Below are 18316 nucleotides of genomic sequence, written 5' to 3' on the forward strand. Positions count from 1 at the left end.
CACCCTCCGGCGCCAAGGCGCGCGTGGAGGCGAACCTCGAGGCCCTGCGCACCCTGCGCACCCTGCAGGCCGAGGATCGGCCGGCCACGCCCGATGAGCGTTCCCGGCTTGCCCGCTGGGGCAGCTGGGGCGCCCAGGGTGTGTGGCAGATCTTCGACGAGGACCGCTCCGAGCATGCTGCCCAGCGCGAGGAGCTTAAGCGTCTGCTGAGCGAGCGCGAGTACCTCGCGGCCAAGCGGACGACCGTCAATGCGCACTACACGGACGCGGCCTACGTCCGCGCTGTCTGGGCCGCAGTCGAACGGCTCGGCTTCACCGAAGGCGAGGTCCTCGAGCCCGGCGCCGGTTCCGGGACGTTCATCGGCCTCGCGCCCGAGGGCGCCCGCATGACCGGAGTCGAACTCGACCCGGTCACTGCCGCCATCGCCCAAAAGCTCTACCCCCACGCCGAGGTCCGGAGCGAGTCCTTCGCGGACACCCGGTACCCGGCGGGGCACTTCGACACCGTGGTGGGCAACGTCCCCTTCGCCGACATCGTGCTCCACGACCCCCGCCACAACGCCGGCGGGCACTCGATGCACAACCACTTCATCATCAAGTCCCTGGGCCTGACCCGGCCCGGGGGAGTGGTCGCAGTGCTGACGTCATCATTCACGCTCGACGCCGGCAACCCGGCCGCGCGGCGGGAGATGAACGCGATGGCAGACCTGATCGGCGCCGTGCGGCTGCCCAGCGGGGCGCACCGCCGCGCCGCGGGCACTGAGGCGATGACCGACCTGCTGGTCTTCCGCCGCCGCGAGCCCGGGCAGGAGCCGGCCAGCACGCTCTGGGAGACCGTGCACGCCAAGCGGATCGACGGGCAGATCACCCGCGTGAACGCCTATTTCGACGAGCACCCCGAGAACCTCCTCGGGGAGCTGCGCGTCGGCCACGGCATGTACGGCGAGCAGACCCTGCAGATGACGACCGACGACCTCGCCGCGGTCCCGGCCCGTCTCGAGGCTGTGCTGGGGGCGATCACCGCCCGGGCGATCGCCGACGGGAAGGGCATGACGCCCCGCAGCGCCGAGCAGGCCGCGGAGCGGGCCGCCTGGGTGCCGGCCGAGCGCGGCCTCTGGGAGGGGCACCTGAGCCGCACCGACACCGGGTTCACCGTCGTCCAGGACGGGGCGCAGGTCGACTTCCCGGTGCCTGGAACCGACGGCAGCCGCCTGAAGCGGGGCTCGCAGGCCGAGGAGCTCGCCGCCCTGCTGGGCATCCGCGACGCGGCCCGGACGCTGCTGGAGCTCGAGGCGGCCGACGTCGATGACACGGTCGCGACCGATGCGGCCAGGGAGCGGCTCCGTGAGGCGTACCGCGGCTACACGGGCGCCTTCGGTCCGCTGAACAGGTTCCGGCTGACCGGGACCGGGCGCACCGACGAGGCGGGGGAGCCGATCATGGCCCGCCGCGTGCCCCTGGCCGTGGCGAAGTTCCGCCAGGACCCGTGGAGCGCTGTCGTCTTCGCACTCGAAGAGTACGACGAGAGCACCCAGACGGCCAAGGAGGCGCCGCTGCTGAGCACGCGGCAGGTCTCCCCGCGCCGGCCGGTGCTCGGCGCGGACACGGCCGAGGACGCCCTCGCTGTCACCCTCGACACCACCGGGCGGGTCGATCTGGCGACGATCGCGCACCTCCTGGGCACCGACGAGGACGACGCCCGCGCCCAGCTCGGCGAGGCCGTGTACGAGCTCCCCGGGACCGGTGAGCTGGAGACCAGGGCCGCCTACCTCTCCGGCAATGTCCGGGCCAAGCTGCGCGAGGCCGAGGCCGCCGCCGAGCACGACCCCCGGTTCGGGGTGAACGCCGCGGCGCTGCGAGCCGTGCAGCCCGAGCCGCTGCGCATGGACGAGGTCGAGGCCCGGATCGGCGCCGTCTGGGTCAGCGCCGCCGACCACGAACGCTTCCTCCAGGAGGTCCTCGCCGACGACCGGGCCAGCGTCGTGGGCACCGGCTCGATGTGGGACGTGAAGGCCAGCCGGCACTCCCTGAAGGCGACCAGCGAATGGGGCACCCAGAGGATGCCGGCCGGGGAGATCTTCGCCCAGCTCCTCGAGCAGCGCTCGGTCCGCGTCACGGACGAGGTCGACGGGCGCCGGGTCATCAACCAGGTCGAGACGGCCGCGGCCCAGGAGAAGGCCCAGGCCCTCCAGGAGCGCTTCAGCGAATGGGTCTGGGAGGAACCGGAACGGGCCAAGCGGCTCATCGAGGAGTACAACGACCGGTTCAACGCCATCGTCCTGCGCGACTACACCGCCGAGGGCGAGGCCCTGACCCTGCCGGGCCTTGCCAAGGACTTCAACCCGCGGCCGCACCAGCGCGCCGCCGTGGCACGCATGATCGCCGAGCCCGCCGTCGGCCTGTTCCACCAGGTCGGCGCCGGCAAGACCGCGGAGATGGTCATGGGCGTGATGGAGCTCAAGCGCCTCGGCCTGGCCGGAAAGCCGGCCGTCGTGGTGCCCAACCACATGCTCGAGCAGTTCGCCCGCGAATGGCTCCAGCTCTACCCCCAGGCGCGCATCCTCGCCGCCTCGGTGGACGACCTCGCCAAGGAGCGCCGGCGCCGCTTCGTCGCCCGCGTGGCCACGAACGACTGGGACGCGGTCATCATGACGCGCACCGCGTTCGAGCGGCTGCCGCTGAGCGACGCCGCCCTGGTGGACTACACCGAGCGGGAGCTAGACCGGATGCGCAGCGAGCTCGAGGCGGTCAAGACGCAGGCCCAGGGCCCCGGGCTGGCCGGGGCCGGGCTCGTGAAGCGGATGGAGAAGAAGCTGCTCGCCCGCGAGGAGGCCATCAAGGCCCTCCTGGACAAGCCCACCGACCCGGGGCTGAGCTTCGAGCAGTCCGGCATCGACTACCTCGTGGTCGACGAGCTGCACGACTACAAGAACCTGGACACCCCCTCGAACATCCCCGGGGCCGGGATCCACGGCTCCAAGCGCGCCTCCGACCTGCACATGAAGGCCGAGTACCTGCGCGGCCGCGAGGGCCGGCGGGTCATCACCGGAGCCACCGCGACCCCGATCGCGAACAGCGTCACCGAGATGTACGTGATGCAGCGCTACCTGCGTCCGGACCTACTCGAGGACGCGGGGATCGGCGACTTCAACACATGGGCCGCGACCTTCGGCCAGGTCGTGGAGGAGATGGAGCTCTCGGTCGCCGGCGGCGACCGGTTCAAGCTCAAGGCACGCTTCGCGAAGTTCCAGAACGTGCCCGAGCTGCTGCGCCTTTTCCACACCTTCGCGGACGTGAAGACGGCGGAGGACCTCAACCTCCCCGTCCCGGCCCTGGCGGCCCGGGACGGGGACGGCAGGAGGGCTCCGGCGCTGCACTCTGTCCAGCCCACCCCGGAGCTGAGCGAGTACATACAGCGGATCGGCGAACGCGTCGACGCGATCGAGGGACGCCTGGTCGAGCCGACCGAGGACAACATGCTCAAGGTCTCCACGGACGGGCGCAAGGCCGCCCTGGACATGCGCCTGGTCGACCCGGACATCAGGCCCCTCGGGGAGACGAAGGCCTCCGCCGCGGCCGCGCTGATCGCGCGGGTCTACGAGGAGGCGAAGGACCACGTGTACACCGACCCGGCCACCGGGGAAGCCGAGCCGGTGCGGGGTGCGCTGCAGATCGTCTTCTGCGACCAGGGCACGCCCGGGGACGGGTGGAACGTGTACGACGAGCTCAAGCGCCAGCTCGTCATACGCGGGGTACCGGGGCACATGGTCAGGTTCATGCACGAGGCCAGGAACGACACCGAGAAGGCGCGCCTGTTCGCCGAGGCCCGTGCCGGCCATGTAGCCGTCCTGGTCGGCTCGACGCAGAAGATGGGCGTGGGCACGAACATCCAGAAGCGCGCGATCCACCTCGTGGACATGGACGCTCCGTGGCGGCCAGCCGATGTCGAGCAGCGCCACGGGCGCATCATCCGCCAGGGCAATCAGAACCCCGAGGTCCGCATCTCGCAGTTCGTCACCGTCGGCTCCTTCGACTCGTTCATGTGGCAGGGACTCGAGCGCAAGAGCCGCTTCATCAACGCCATCATGAAGGGCCGGCTGGACGTGCGGGAGATCGAGGACATCGGGGACAACACCCTGTCCTTCGCGCAGGCCAAGGCGATCACTTCGGGGAACCCGCTGGTGCTGGAGAAGGCGAACGCCGACCAGGAGTTCAACCGGCTCAGCAAGCTCGAGCGCGCGCACCATCGGAACCTGATCGCGGTCGAGCACACCCGCAACGCCGAGCGCACCGCGCTGACCTCGGCGGCCGCGGACCTTCCCCTCATCCAGGCAGCGGTGGGGCGCGCGGTGGACACCGCCGGCGAGGCGTTCGCGATGACCGTCCGCGGGACGCGGCTGACATCGCGCACTGATGCCGCCGCCGCCGTCCAGGACTGGGCCGCGGCGAACTCGCACCACGTGCTGAACCGGTACGCCACGAACGACCTCGGCGTGTTCGTCGAGCTCGGCGGACACGCCTTCAGAGCCCGGCTCATCGCGCCCTTCCCGGGCCAGAAGCCCACGGCGGAACTGAGCCTGGACGGGGTGCCGCGGACGGGGTTCGAGGTGGACCGGGACTCGCTGGTCAACGCCGACTTCGGCATCATCCGCCAGATGGAGAACCGCGTCGCAGCCCTGCCCAGACTCGCTGAGCGGACAGCCGAGCGGATGGCCGAGGCCGAAGCGAAGATCGCCGAGGCCGAGACAATGCTCGACCGCACGTTCAAGCACGCCGAGGCCCTTGCCGCGGCACGCGCCGAAGTGGAACGCGTTGACGCGGCCATCGCCGCGCGCAGCGACTCGTCAGCTGCGGATGAGCCCGCCACGGCCGAGCACGGAATGGATCCGGAGACGGCGAGGATCGCGAGCCTGCGGGCACTGAGTTTCCCGTCCGCCTCGACACAGTCAAGGGCGACGGGGCCGGGCCTCCAAAGCCAGTCCGGGGCGCCGACCCCGGAGAGGAACAGGGACGTCGCGCGTGGACGCTAGGAGCCGAACGGGAAGAGCCGGGGCCGCACTGTCATCCAGTGCGGCCCCGGCTCTCGTGTCTGATCCCGGTGGGCCCGTCCCCACGGGTCGTCTGGTCAATTCAACGCCGTTCTAGTGATGGACACTCGAAAGCATCATTCCGGAAATGCCCAGACACACGCCGGCGACGACTCCCAGAGCCATGGATCGCTGAACCCATTTGTGCTTGTCCCAGGCTACGTCAGCCATGACGACGATCTGGCGGGTGATCATCGGCAACATATCGTGCTCCTTGAACGCATCAACCAATCTGTCTGGATCCCAATGCCGCGCATGGCCGAAGTAGATGAAATTCTCCTCGGCTGTCTTCAGCAGATCCTTGGATTTGAGGCGTGGGATGACACACATCAGGGCGCAAAACATCCCGCACAGAAGGGCGACGATACCGGCCCAGTAGAGGAAGGGCGGTAGTCCAGACGGCATGGATGCGAATATGCGGTTGGTGGCGGAGAGAGCAACGGTGATGCCCAGGGTGGCGGACTCGATCGTGAAGGCAAAGCTCGCCTTGGTGTCAACCTTTCCCGTCCAATCGACTTGCGCCGCATGGACTTTCCACGCCTGCTCGATGGCTTGCTTGTCCCGCTCCGGGTGACCCGCTTCCGGCACCACGTCAGAAGCTCCAGCGATAGCTGGACTTGTAGTACGGGTAGGTCAGCCCACCCATCGGGAGGTCGTAGGTGCCGAACCACATGTTCGTTCCCTTGCTCGTGATCGCCGGTTCGGTGAGGTTGTTGTAGGTTCCTTTGCCAATGAAGGTGTTGTACGCGCCATCTCGAAGATCACTCAGCTTGGCGGCAAGGTTGGGCGCGGTGCCGATGGACACCAGATCGTCATTTCCTCGGAAGCCTGCACGGACCAGAAGCGCCTGGCCGCTCGCGATGCCACAGGCATGCTTCAGGGTCCAGCCGCTCGTCTTGATCGACTTGAAGTTAGCGCTGATGGCGGGTTGGACCAGCTCACCCATAGCCCACTTGATCTGCATCGCTGCCTTGACTGAACGATTGAACCGGTCGGTGCCGGCGAAGATCCCCATCACACGATCCCCATCGAAGCTACGGATGTGTCCGTTGTGTGCCCGGATGATGCGTGTGCTCACTACGAGATAGGCCTTCATGACGCGGGCAACAGTATCGGCTGGAGAGGCTGCGACGAGTCCCGACGAGTCAGCCATGTCGGCGTAGAGGTAGGTGGCTGGCAGGTACACCCCCTCCGAGTAGCCCATCTTGTCTGGCTCGGGCACGGACTGGAGCGTGGTGTCCGTCCTGGTTGTGGTGTTCAGTGACGTGTAGACGGTCTTCTGGATGTCACTTTCAACGTCGTCCTTGAGTGCCAATGAAGTCCCCCCTGTTGATCCGGCTGCAGCCAGCCTACCGACTCCCTCCGACACTCAAGGGGGTTCTTCCGCGGCCTGTGGATGGGTGTTGAGTCACCCATGTCTGGACGAATCTGGACTGAGTTCTTGGGCGAGCCGGGGCCGCACTGTCATCCAGTGCGGCCCCGGCTCTCTTGTCTGATCTTGGTGGGCCCGTCCGCGTGGTGCCCCATGCGTGAGTCCGCGGAATCAAGCCGCCTTAGAATGCGGCCTACAACCCACGGTCCGGCTGCCGCGGGACGCACTCGACGCCTCCCGGCGCCTCGTCTTAAGCCATCCTCTGGCGACCACAGTGGGCGGCGGGACGGGTGGCTCAGTCTTGGTCCATGGGGGAGTCGGCCGTGGCCTCGGCTGCCCGCTGACGGGGCGCGGTGCGCACCTTCCGCGGCCGACCGCCGAGCTTCTTCGAGGGCTGCTCGATGCCGAAGCCCTTCAGGTCGGATTCGGTCCAGCCCTGCCGCAGTGCGGCGCGGTACTTGGCGAGGTGGTCATCGTCCGCCGCGGCGAGCTCCGCTCGGGCGTCTGCGCTGCGCTTCGCGGCGGAGGCGTACTCCTTGACGGCGGTGATGCGGTCGTTGCGGTCCTGCTCGAGTTTGCGGTGGGCGGCCTCTTCGATCTGCTGGATGTCCATGCGGCCAGCCTACTGACGGGGAGGCACCGATCCGCGGAACGGCGCGGCCGCGGTTCGCATCCGGAACGCAGGCGCGTCTGCGGGGTTTCCGGCGAATCGCCACCAGAGGTTCCTGAAACCACCGAAGCCCCCGGGGAGGAGCAAGCTATACATTTACCCGGGGGTAAATGGCGTGTCGTTCCGGGCTGTGGCCCGTCCCGCTGCCAGACTGGCGTCTGGATCCCCGAGGTCTCGGGGTCGCTGCGCTGGCTGGAAGGGGTGTCATGGCGGAGTCTCAGTCCGTGCGCCGGTTGGGGAAGTCGCGCCGTGACAACGAACCGGGCGGGCGGTCGAAGCGGGTCGAGGTCTACGTCACCGAGACCGAGAAGGCTGCACTGATCGTGCGGGCGGCCCAGGCGGGTGTGACGGTGCCCCGGCTGCTGTTCGACGGGGCCTTCGCCGAGGCGGGGGAGAGCGCGCATGAGCGGCGCGCGCTTGCCACGGAGCTGCTCGGCATCCGCACCCTTCTGGGTGCCGTGTCCAACAACGTCAACCAGATCGCCAGGCACGCGAACGCAACGGGGGAGTTCCCCGAGGACGCGGCCGCGACCGTGGCCGCCGCGCACCGGCTGATGGCGCGCATCGACGAGGCCGTGATGCGGGTGATGAACCCATGATGCCGAACATCACCAAGGGCGACCGGATGATCGGACTGATCAACTACCTCGTCGGCCCGGGGCGCGCGAACGAGCACACGGACCAGCGGCTCATCGCCACGTCGGAGTCGATCGTCAGCGTCGAGGTCGGGCAGCGCCTGTACGCCGAGTCGGCACTGCGGCTCGGCCGCGAGCTCGACCTCCCCCGGAGCGTTTTCGGCACGGGCACCACCAAGCACCACGTCTTCCACGTGTCGCTGAGCCTGCCCGCGGACGAGGGGCAGCTGGACGACGAGGCCTGGGGGAAGATCGCGAACGACTTCGCGGAGAAGATGGGCTTCACCGGCAGCGACGGCAAGCCGCCCTGCCGGTGGGTTGCCATTCACCACGGCTCCAGCAAGGCCGGCAACGACCACATCCACCTGGCCGTGTCCATGGTGCGCGAGGACGGCACGCGCTGGAGCCAGCACAAGGACTTCAAGCGCGCCCAGGACGCCTGCGCCGAGCTCGAGGTGAAGCACGGGCTGCGCGTCGTGCGCGGCGCCCACGCCGAGCGCGGCTACCACCCCAAGGAGCGCGAACGCGCCGCCGCGATGGGAGCACCCGAGCTGGACCGCGACCGGCTCCAGCGCGCCGTCCGCGCCGTGTCCACGGCGAGCCTGGACGAGGCAGAGTTCGTCCGCAGGCTGCGCCGCTCCGGAGTCCTGGCCCGGCCCCGCTTCGCCACCGGCACCAAGGACCAGATCGTCGGCTACTCCGTAGCCCTCAAACCGGCGATCAGGGGCGAGCGCGCGGTGTGGTTCGGCGGCGGCCGTCTCGCCAAGGACCTCACCCTCCCGAAGCTCCGCGAAGGCTGGAACGTCACTCCGGAGACGATGGCGGCGGCACTGTCCGAGTGGCAAGCAGCCGCCGATGGCAAGCGCATCTCCGCGCAGGGACGCGAGGCGCACGAGCCCACCGCCGAAGAGTGGGCGAAGCACACTGCAGAGGTCGGCGCGCTGTACGAGCGGATGAAGACGATTCCGCTCGACGACGACGCGCTGTGGGCCCAGATCGCGCGCGAGACCGCCGGCGCGTTCGCGGCCTGGAGCCTGCGCACCGAATCCGTTCCCGGGCCGCTGGCCGACACCGCCAAGGCCCTGGCCCGCACGGCGCAGCTGCGCCGGTTCCCACCCCGGATCGAGCACGCCCCGATGCCGAGTGCCAAGGGCGCGGGCATGCTGCTCATACAGACCGCCGTGGGGCCCTCTACCGCGGCCGGGCATGCCCTGCTGCTCGCGCAGCTTCGCAACACCATGCGCGCCATCCACGACATGCACCAGGCAGCGGGCGGCCTCCGCGACGCCGAGCGCGTCAGGGACGCAGCGATGAACAAGCTCACTCTGGTGAGAGGGAACCTCAAGGCCCTACAGGAGCAGCACGAGATGGCCCACGCGGCTGTATCCGCTGGTTCCCGTTGGCTCGATGCGGCCCCGCGCACCGAGAGCGAGCAGGAGAAGGTCCAGCGCCTCGTTGGCCAGTCGTTCCCCCACGCACCAGCCGCGGCAGCCAGCGCGCCCGGCGAGAAGGCCCAGCCAAGCAACCGCGAGGCAGAGGCCAAGGACCGTCGGAGAAACCGATGAGGACATGTACGCCCTCCTCCGACGCCGGCCATGCCACGGTCCCCGAGGCCTGCGTCAGGAAACCCTGACGTGCTCTGGGAAGCCATTGACGGCCGCCACGGCGGTGCCATCGTCGCCGTTCTCGCTGACGGCTGGCCCACCCTTCCGCTCACTGCCCAGGCGGTCATGGTCCAGCGCCTCGAAGGGCTCGCCCTCGTCGAGGACGATGACGTGCACGGCTGGCGCGCCACCTGCACCTGCTTCTGGCAGGGAGAGCCCTGGACACGGCTCCACGAGCCCGGCCGAACCGATCTCGACCGACGACAGGCGAGCCTCCGGCCCGGGTCGCCCTGCGATCCACCGATGCCCGTTCTGCAGTCCCTCCACGCCGAGTGGCGGGCCCACGCTGATCGGGAGGTCGCCCTGACCGAGCTGGCCGCCGCCAGGCGTGAGCAGGAGGCCGTGGAGCGGCGCCTCGAGCGCGCGGCAGCCGCCGGCCGGGCCGCAGGACTCTCCTGGGAGGAGATCGGGCAGGCCACCGGCATGAGGCGCCAATCCGCGCACCAGCGCTGGCGGAACGCCGCCTTGTAGCGCGACCGAGCCCTCGATCAGGCCTGATCCTGACCGCTCGGGCCCCACAGGACCTCCAATTGTCCAGAGCGCTCTGGACAATTGCCGGAGGCGGCCCACGTGCACGGCTAGTGCGGCGCAATCCCCGACCGATTCGGCTAGCCCCGGTTGCAGCAGTGGTTGGCGCTTCTACCGGCTGAGTAGAGGTCTCGTCGACGGACTACTAGATACTGTCCTCGAAGCCGGGGTCGGTATCGAAGTCATAGTCAGGCAGCCGCTCCGGTTCTATGTCGAACCTTGCCGACGGAAGACCGACCTCAATTAGCTCGTCTGATCCCAACAGCTCTAGCCGACAGACGTTGCAAGCGAAGGCCTGTGGAGTGAAGACGACGTCCCAATACGTTCCGATAAAAACGGCTTCATACTGTCCCCCTCCCATGGGCTCCACGTCATAATCTGCTTGTTCGGTAGCTTCGACTTCGCCATAGAGACGAGCGCTCATGCCACATTCGGGGCAGGTCTGGAGTGCACCCCACAGGTGCCCGATTCCAAAGTCCCTCGGCTGGTAGTCCTCGCCCGTCTGCTTTTCGAGGCGGTCCGTCGCCTCCGCAAATCCGGTCTTGCCGAGCTGTTCTTCGAGTTCCGTCAGCCGTCGACGGGCCCTGGCGCGCTTGGCAGCCACCCTATAGCTGACTTCACTGCGTTTCTCGTCCAGGAGCACTTCGACAGCCGAGGAGTGCTCGCCATAGAAGGCGCGTGGGTCCTCCCCAAGGCTCCGAAGAAGCTCGTGCGCGAGGGTGAGACAGTCGAGAAGTACATGGCGTGACTGTTCTGAGGTGCCAACATGCATTGCGCCGTTGCGTACATCGACCATGCGCCTGCGCCTCTTGGGTTCGAGCATCGCGAAGTTACACACCTTCTCCAGTCTGCTCAAGAGGCCTGAAAGGCCTACGGTGCGCAGTTGAGGGCTGAGAAGGTCCGGCTTCGTGGCCAGGACGAGGAAAGACGCCTCAGCTGATTGGTCAAGGGGTGCTAGAAGAACAGGGTTCTTCTTCCAGAGCACTGCCTTGCCGAGGTGTTCTACGGCCAGCGGAGCCAAGACAGCCACCTTCGCGAAGTTGTCATTGCTCCACGCCTTTAGCGCCTCATCGCTCCATTGTCCTGCGGAAGCAATGAGGCTGCTGACGGGGTCTGGCGGCGTAGGCCGAGCAGAATCCGAAGCGGGAGACATGGCCGCAGTATCGCACCGGCAGGATCATGCTCCGTTCGAACGCGCCGAACGGCTACGAGCTACAGCCGCTCGATCACGGCCGCGCCCCAGGAATTCGAGCCCCGCGAGGACGACGATAGAGACCTGCTGGAGGCAGTCGCCCGCGCGGCCGAGCACCTCAGGGAAGCCAGTGCTCTCGTTTACGAGCTGCACCGCTCCCTGGACCGCGCCCAGAGTGAGATTGGCCGCCAGAGCTACATCCGACACCCTGACTAGGCTGTCGGCCCCACGTCGTAACTAGCCTTCCGTTCGGATTGAGGCCGTCCGATTTGATGGACTACCGGACGTCGGAACTTGTGTCTAGCGGAAGTCGTAATCCTCGTCCATGCCGCTTGAAAGCCATATATCCTCGGCGTCCGACTCGCTGAGATAGTTGCTCAGCGCACTGTCATCGCCGTCGTAGTGATCCTCACCGATTGTGCAACGGCAGTCCTCGCCGTAGAAGACGCCTGGTTCGTCATCTATCTCTGAGATCTTCTGATGCTTCGGCCCTGTGGGCATCGGTCCTCACCTTCGTGATCTCGTTCGATGTATGAACGCCGCGGAAGACTCGGGCATTCGGGGCGATTCGCCGTATGAATAGATTAAGGCGCGGCGGTGATCTGCCTTGGTTCTGACCGAGATCCCCGCCCCGTCAGGTGCGGCGCGATCGCCGTCCACGGGACGTGCCGGCCAGAAGTGGGGCGACAAGCTCCTGGTATCTGGCGAAGAGGACGTCTTGGCGCTGGAGCTCGGTCGACTGCTGAGGAGGAAGCCCGAAGAGACGGTCAACCTCGAGATCCAGTGCATGGTGGGCCGCGAGCAGTTCGGGGGAGATCGTACTCGGGTTGTACAGGCCGGCCAGAGAAGTCTCCGGTTGGAGTTCTCTCGCACGGAGGACGTCCTCGCCGGCGGAGATGATTCGCGCGCGGGTCTCTGGATCTGTGTGGGGGAGCGGGAAGGTGTTCCATGTTAGGAGCTTGTTGAACCGCAGGTCCGACTTGATACGTCCCCCGACCGTCCGCTGCCAGGTGATGAACATTGTCGAGGAGATGATGGCGAACATGAACCCATCGGGATCTGCGGTGATGAAGTTGGCATCGCTGGCTATGGTCTCCGGACCGAACCGTGCCGTGAGGAAATAGGGCCGCAATTCCGAGGCGTGGCGAGGGATGCACAGGTACGAGGTATTCGGTTGTGCGATCTGGCGGAACAAGTGTGCCGTCGAAGAGGCATCGCGGGTCGATTCTGCTCTACTTGCGGCACGGAACTCCTCGACGCCCCTGATCCGTTCATCCAGCAGCCTGCTTCTTGCCCGGTCCTGGTCAGTGAGTTCTGTGAGCCATAGGCAGTATCGTTCGGCGCCGTGGAGGAGCTCCCGCGCACCGACATACCTGCGGACGTATTTCGCCGCCACAGGGTCGGACATGAACTTCCCGTAATCCTCAGGCTCGATGATGAAGTTGCCACCGTCAGTTGGCTTGTTCCCATAAGCCACCTCACCCAGCTGCGGATTGAGCGGCCTTGTACTTGGGTGAACGATGACGGACGGGCCGTCCGTGAGGTATGGGGTGATGTTGCCTACCAGACGCTCGACTGGGGAGGAGGACTGATTCGGGTAGTCAAAGAGTCGGGCCTTCCCCTCGCTCTTGGAGAATCCGATGATGACGCAGTGCACGGCGGCCTGTCCTGCCGCTTCCGATGTCCATGGGAATGTGCGGTGGGCGAATTTGATCCTCCAGCCTCCGTCGAAGATTGCCTGGAACAGCGGCGCGACAGCCTCACCTTGAGTGATGGAGTTTGTTGTCACGAAGGCCCATCGGGCATTGCAGGAGCGGAAGTAATCCAGTGCCTTGGCGTGCCATCCGGTCACGTAGTCGAGCGTTCCGTGATATCGGGCGCCCCAAACTCTGGTGAGCTCATCTGTCTGGTCCGCAGACCGAAGAGAGATGCCGAGGAACGGGGGGTTGCCCGCGACGATCGTGTCCTCGCTGGCAGGGCATAGCTCTGCCCAGTCGGTCTCGAGGGCGCTGACTCCGCTGACGATGGTGGCCTGCTCCTGGATGGGCAGCCGGTCAGGTGCCCAGCCCAGCCGTTCGGTGAGCTTCAGGTCGCACTGACGGTCGATGAGGAACATGGCGGTCTCAGCGATGCGTGCTGGCCACTCGTCGATCTCAATGCCATAGAAGTGGTCTAGCGTGACCTTCAGCCCGACGTTGGCCAGCAGCATGGCGCCATCGCCTGTGATCTCCTGCAGTCGCTCCATGATGGCAAGCTCGAGGCCCCGGAGTTCGCGGTAGGCGACGATGATGAAGTTCCCACACCCGCACGCGGGGTCCATGTAGCGGATCTGGCCGAGCTTCTCGCGGAGCTTGCGAAGTCGATCGGCCTCATACTTGCCCAAGGTCCTGACGTGCTCGAACTCTGCTCGGAGCTCATCGAGGAAGAGCGGGTTGAGGGTCTTGAGGATGTTGTCCTCGGAGGTGTAGTGCTCCCCGAGCTCGCGTCGGGTCTGCGCGTCGCGCACTGACTGGAACATTGACCCGAAGATTGCGGGGCTGACCTTCGCCCAGTCGCGCTCGCAGGCTTCGAGGATGACGGTGCGGAAATCGGCGTTGATGGCGGGGAGGGTGAAGTGTTCGCGGAAGATGCCGCCGTTGACGTAGCGGAAGCCAGCGAAGGCTTCTGGGGCGCCCTCACGTTCGGCTGGCGGGGTATCGAGGTATTCGAACAGGCTGGTGAGCTGGGCGCCGATGTCGGATCCGTCTGATGCAGTGTGGCTGTGGATGAAGTCGCGGAAGAGGTCGGTCTGCCACATGTCGGTGTCGTCGCCGAACATGAGGAAGAGGATCCGGGCGAGGGTGACGGAGATCTGGTGGTCGCGTGTCCTAGCGTTGAATCCGGCCGGGTAGGCCTTCTCGATGGCGGTGTACATGCGGGCCATGAGCTTTGAGGCCTGTTTGGTCTCGTTCTGGGCTTCGACGTCGAAGGCCGTGCGTACTTTGGCCAGAACTGTGTTGGGGTCGAGGGCGGTGTCGGCGGGTAGGCGGATGGCTTCCAGCCGGTCAGCGAATTTGGGGTTTGGGGTCCCTGTGCGGTGGCGGTGTCGGGCGGGCCGGACGGTGATGGTGTGGTTCCTGCCGCGGACGGGCCACCGCCATACCTGCTCAGTGTCGTCATGGAAGATCACGATCCGGTCGGTGGTGGTCTTGGCGATGAGCTGGTCGAGCTCGGCTTCGAGTTTCGCTCCGGGGTTCTGGTCGCATACCCAGACGCGCAGTCCCTTGTAGGAGGAGATGTTGATCGCGGTGAGTGTGACGGCGTCCTCGGTGTAGGTGACCGGGGCGTGGTCGGGACGGTTCCAGTTGAGGTCTTGGAGGAACAGCCTGGCGTAGTCGTGCTGCTCGGCGCGGGTCAGGAGGGTTTGGGTCATGCTTCTCGCACTCCTAGTGAGCAGACGATCTTGAGAGCGTCGGTATCGGTGGACCTGATGGTGAGACGGTCTTCAGTGTGCAGCTGCGCGACGAGGTCAGCCAGGTCGTCGAGGCTGTAGCGGTTGCGGCGTGCCTGGCCGAGGCGCATCGTGGCGTGTTCGGTGAGGGGCCGTTCGTGGAGCGCGGCCAGAGCATCCGTTGCCTTGGCGCCGAAGACGGTTCCGCCGAGGCGTTCCCAGACCCATTTGCGGACTCCCTTGAGGTTTCCCGCGGCGAGTGCCTCTGGTTTGAGGGGACCCTGGACGAGGGCTCTTTCTCGATCGAAATGGTCTTCCCGCTGGGGGGCCGTCGGCGTTTCCGGTTCGGCGCGGAAGATGCGGAGCGCTTCGAGGGGCGTGAGCAGTTGGGATGTGCTCGCCCCCTCCGATGTTGTCGTCGACGTGGCGAAGGCGTCGACACCGGAGGCGGTGGAGACGTAACAGGTGACGCTGCTCTGTTGCTCGTGAAGGTATTGGTGCCGGGTGCTATGGACCATGTCCTGCAGTTGGAGCACCTTGGCTGCGGTCCTGGGGTGCTGCTGTTGGGCGTTGGTCCAGACGAGCCAGGCTTCGCTGACGGCGTCCGCTTCGCCTTCTGTTTCGTCTGTGTCGTCGGTGACGCGGCCGTTGTAGAAGTCGTCGAGGATCTTGATCTCCTGCTCGCCTCCGAAGAATTGCTCGTCGGAGCCGAACGCCTCGGCGGCTGCGCCGAGGCGTGTCTTGATGCGCTGCCGGAGGCGGATCTGCTGTTCGATCTTCTCGTGCGTGATGAGGTAGATGTGGACGGTGTCGGACTTCTGGCCGATGCGGTCGACGCGGCCGGCACGCTGAATGATGCGGATGATCGCCCAGGGCAGGTCGTAATTGACGATGATGTGCGAGTCTTGGAGGTTCTGGCCCTCTGAGAGGACGTCGGTCGCAACCAGGACGTCGATGGGGTCTGCAAGTGCTTCTGGATCGGGGGCTTCGTGGCCAGGGAGGACGTTCGACTCCGGGGAGAATCGACGGGCAATCGCCGCGGCATCGGTTTGCCCAGAGGCCAGGCCGACGTTCTCGATGCCGGCTTCTTTCAGGGCGGCAGCGACGTAGTCAGCGGTATCCACGTACTCGCTAAAGATCAGGACCTTCTCCCCTGAATGTTCAGTTTTCAGGAGGTCGACGAGGGCGTTGATCTTGGAGTCGCGTGTCGAGTCCCAGCTGCCGAATCGCTCGAGCAGCATCGTGATGGTCTGGTTGTCCTTGGCCAAGTCGTAGCGGAGAGTTGGCTTGAAGACAGTGCTGTTGACCCACTTGGTCTTCTCTGGAAGCGAGGCTTCGAGAGTCTTGTACCGGGTCTCCAGGGTGCCATACAGGTCGTCGTCGCTCTCGACGTCCTCGTCGCTGACGGCAATCTGCCGATCGGTGAGGGTGCCGAGGGGGATGGGCAGCTTGTTGTCGATGGCGTGGAGGAAGAGCTCATTGCGTGCTCGTTGGCGCTGAAGCGACAGGATGAATGAATGGCCGGAGGAGGAGAGACGTTTGAACAGGCCGACTCGGACGAATCCGCTGACGTTGCCGCGGCCGGAGCGGATGTCATCAAGATTCTTGGTGTCGGTCGGTGTGTGCTGGGCCCGGGGGTTGTCGTAGTCAGCGAGCCGGTAGCGGGGGAGCGAAAGGTCCCTGATGGCATCGAGGGTGATGTCGTCTTCCATCAGCTTCGCGGGATCATCGTCCGTGAAGGCGTGGCTGAGCGGCGTGGCTATCCGAGTCGGGAAGGTGAATCGCGCACCGTTGGCGTACTCGAGGTACTCGCGCTCAATGGGTGTCCCGTCCGGTCCAGGGACCGTCTCCTTCTTGGCGGTGCGCTTGATGAACGATCTGGTTCGACGCACGAGGTGATCGCTCATGAGCCGCTTCCAGTCCTCGGGCTCCTCTGAGCGGCGGAATGCAGTGAGGGTGTTGATCTTCCCGTCGACCTTGGCGATCAGGCTCAGGTCTGACCTCAGCGCTGCGGTCGGGATGATGCCAAGGTCCTCATCCTCATCGATATACAGCCCGATCTGGTTGGCGACGTCGGTGAACGCCAGGTTGTAGGGGGTGGCGGTCAGGAGCAGGACTTTGGAGCCGTTGGCCCTGATGTACTGGTGGATGGCGTCGTAGACCACCGTGCCGTTGTTGCGCAGGTTGTGCGACTCATCGCAGATGACGAGGTTGAACCTCTTGAGCTCCGGGAGCTCTTGGGCTGCCATCGAATAGCGGATGACCCGGCCGTTGATGTCGTATGCCTCGAGATGGTCCGCCCACATCTTCTCGAGGTTCTTCGGACAAAGCACGAGAGTTGAGTAGTCCTCGGCCGCCTGCAGCATTAGCGCGGTCGCCACAGCGGTGAGGGTTTTGCCAAGGCCGACGACATCGCCCAGCATCGTTCCTCCGCGCCGGACGATCCGGCGCGAAAGCGTGCGAACAGCACTCTCCTGATAGTCCAGGAGCAGCGAGCTCATCGACTTCGGCAGCACATACCCCATGCCATCACGAGCGTCCTGAGCCAGCGAATGGCAGACCTTCAGATACACCTCGAAGGGCGTGGGCTGCTCCTCGTCAGCCCAGGACTCTCCGATCAGGCCGATGATCTCCTCGGTGATGTCCAGCGAATACGGGTCATCCCACCGTTCGTCGAACCAAGTCGCGAGCTTCCCCGTGGCATCGGAATCCTGCACATCGATATTCAGCTCCAAGTTCCGATGCAGGCCCGCACCAGTCAGATTTGACGATCCCACATAGGCCCACCGCGACCCATGCCTCTTCTCGGGTGCATGGAAGATGTACGTCTTCCCATGCAGCGGCTTCTCAGTGAAGACCCTCATCTGCACGACCCCATCGTGGAGTTGCCTCTTGAGCGTCTGGAGTGTTCGCTGCCCGTCGGGGGTGCCGAGCCCACGCATCAACTGGGTACGAAGATGGCTGACCAGCTGGTCACGGCGCTCGCGGGCGCGTTCCCGATCATGGATGTCCGCCCCGTAGGCTGGCGGCTGGACTTGCTCCTGCAGTTGATCCAGCAGCTGCTCGGAATCCGAGGGGGCAACCATGCCGACAAGCACTCGGGCGGAAGGTCGTCCGCCGGCACCACTTGGCTTTGCGTCGAGGATGTCTGCGAATGCCGACCACCCTCGCAAATCCAAATAGCCTGTTGCTACATCGACCGTATCGAAGTCCTTGAGGGACTCCCTGAGAGCAAGACCTAGGCGCGTGGTGTCTGTGAGGTTGTCGAAAAGGTTCGGCACGAATCAGATTCTCTCCTGCGGAATGCTGCGATGGCAGGATGTCGCGAACAGAATTGCCGAACGTGGACCAAGGCGGGGGTTGGACGGCCAGGAAGCCGGAGCATTCTCGTCTGTGGCGTGTCCGGATCTCTATGTCGCCGATGTGTGTTGAGCGGGACGAATGGGCACCCGGGCAGCATCGGTATACGGGGGGCTAGTCGGTGCTGTCCTCTTTTGCTTCGTCGTCACCGGAAGGCACCGGGTCGCTCTCCATGAGCCGCTCACGGTGCTTGGCCGTCAAGGCCTTCTTCACCTTCGGGTACCCCCAGGCCGTCAGGGCAACGACACCGCTGACACCGAATCCCACGACCACGCCGACCACGGTCCCCTCGCTGAACCCGGTGTTGTACCCGTCCTCAGATCCTCGGTGATAGCCAGCGCCATATACAGAACTTCCCGCCATGCCCCGCTCCTTGCT

12 protein-coding genes are annotated in these 18316 nt (G+C 65.8%); 4 read left to right on the plus strand and 8 right to left on the minus strand.

Annotation, left to right across the window (positions count from 1 at the left end; genetic code table 11):
- Positions 1-23 precede the first annotated feature (23 nt).
- Positions 24-5030: a helicase-related protein gene (locus BV907_RS16720; protein ID WP_245828048.1), complete on the plus strand. Its 5007-nt coding sequence runs from the start codon at positions 24-26 to the stop codon at positions 5028-5030.
- Between the two features lie 111 nt (positions 5031-5141).
- On the opposite strand, the gene BV907_RS16725 is transcribed toward BV907_RS16720, so the two are convergent.
- The 3 genes from BV907_RS16725 to BV907_RS16735 form a co-directional block, all read right to left on the minus strand.
- Positions 5142-5678 carry a Pycsar system effector family protein gene (locus BV907_RS16725; RefSeq protein WP_077490879.1) on the minus strand — a complete coding sequence of 179 codons (537 nt, stop codon included), beginning with the start codon at positions 5676-5678 and terminating at the stop codon, positions 5142-5144.
- A 1-nt stretch (position 5679) separates the two neighbouring features.
- On the minus strand, positions 5680-6402 hold the full coding sequence (locus BV907_RS16730; RefSeq protein WP_077490880.1) for an adenylate/guanylate cyclase domain-containing protein: 723 nt from the start codon (positions 6400-6402) through the stop codon (positions 5680-5682).
- A gap of 352 nt (positions 6403-6754) precedes the next feature.
- Positions 6755-7072 (minus strand): hypothetical protein, encoded by a 318-nt coding sequence (locus BV907_RS16735; RefSeq protein ID WP_077490881.1) that lies wholly within the window; start codon positions 7070-7072, stop codon positions 6755-6757.
- A gap of 263 nt (positions 7073-7335) precedes the next feature.
- Between BV907_RS16735 and BV907_RS16740 the strand changes: the two genes are divergently transcribed.
- From BV907_RS16740 to BV907_RS16750, 3 genes are all read left to right on the plus strand, one after another.
- Positions 7336-7728 (plus strand): plasmid mobilization protein, encoded by a 393-nt coding sequence (locus BV907_RS16740; RefSeq protein WP_077490882.1) that lies wholly within the window; start codon positions 7336-7338, stop codon positions 7726-7728.
- Positions 7728-9329, plus strand: coding sequence for a relaxase/mobilization nuclease domain-containing protein (locus BV907_RS16745; protein WP_175637506.1), 1602 nt, complete (start codon positions 7728-7730; stop codon positions 9327-9329). The genes BV907_RS16740 and BV907_RS16745 overlap by 1 nt, the downstream gene beginning before the upstream one ends.
- Before the next feature lie 69 nt (positions 9330-9398).
- Positions 9399-9899: a hypothetical protein gene (locus tag BV907_RS16750; RefSeq protein ID WP_077490884.1), complete on the plus strand. Its 501-nt coding sequence runs from the start codon at positions 9399-9401 to the stop codon at positions 9897-9899.
- Positions 9900-10101: 202 nt separating this feature from the next.
- On the opposite strand, the gene BV907_RS16755 is transcribed toward BV907_RS16750, so the two are convergent.
- The 5 genes from BV907_RS16755 to BV907_RS16775 all read right to left on the minus strand — a co-directional run bounded on the left by BV907_RS16755 (position 10102) and on the right by BV907_RS16775 (position 18301).
- Entirely contained in the window at positions 10102-10977 is an 876-nt protein-coding gene (locus BV907_RS16755; protein WP_139346846.1) for a hypothetical protein, read from the minus strand.
- Between the two features lie 471 nt (positions 10978-11448).
- Positions 11449-11649, minus strand: a complete 201-nt coding sequence (locus BV907_RS16760) for a hypothetical protein (protein WP_077490886.1) — start codon at positions 11647-11649, stop codon at positions 11449-11451.
- Positions 11650-11782: 133 nt separating this feature from the next.
- Positions 11783-14560 (minus strand): class I SAM-dependent DNA methyltransferase, encoded by a 2778-nt coding sequence (locus BV907_RS16765; protein ID WP_077490887.1) that lies wholly within the window; start codon positions 14558-14560, stop codon positions 11783-11785.
- Complete coding sequence (locus BV907_RS16770; RefSeq protein ID WP_077490888.1) at positions 14557-17859, minus strand: helicase-related protein; 3303 nt, start codon at positions 17857-17859, stop codon at positions 14557-14559. Before BV907_RS16770 ends, BV907_RS16765 begins: the two co-directional genes overlap by 4 nt.
- A gap of 193 nt (positions 17860-18052) precedes the next feature.
- On the minus strand, positions 18053-18301 hold the full coding sequence (locus BV907_RS16775) for a hypothetical protein (protein WP_077490889.1): 249 nt from the start codon (positions 18299-18301) through the stop codon (positions 18053-18055).
- Positions 18302-18316 lie beyond the last annotated feature (15 nt).

Source organism: Sinomonas mesophila (genome assembly GCF_001999765.1).
Taxonomy (GTDB): Bacteria; Actinomycetota; Actinomycetes; order Actinomycetales; family Micrococcaceae; genus Sinomonas; species Sinomonas mesophila.

Excerpts from the sequence above, each read along its gene's own strand:
- BV907_RS16735 (WP_077490881.1), bottom strand. The coding sequence starts at position 7,072 with ATGGACATCCAGCAGATCGAAGAGGCCGCCCACCGCAAACTCGAGCAG.
- BV907_RS16740 (WP_077490882.1), top strand. The coding sequence starts at position 7,336 with ATGGCGGAGTCTCAGTCCGTGCGCCGGTTGGGGAAGTCGCGCCGTGAC.
- BV907_RS16745 (WP_175637506.1), top strand. The coding sequence starts at position 7,728 with ATGCCGAACATCACCAAGGGCGACCGGATGATCGGACTGATCAACTAC.
- BV907_RS16760 (WP_077490886.1), bottom strand. The coding sequence starts at position 11,649 with ATGCCCACAGGGCCGAAGCATCAGAAGATCTCAGAGATAGATGACGAA.
- BV907_RS16765 (WP_077490887.1), bottom strand. The coding sequence starts at position 14,560 with ATGACCCAAACCCTCCTGACCCGCGCCGAGCAGCACGACTACGCCAGG.
- BV907_RS16775 (WP_077490889.1), bottom strand. The coding sequence starts at position 18,301 with ATGGCGGGAAGTTCTGTATATGGCGCTGGCTATCACCGAGGATCTGAG.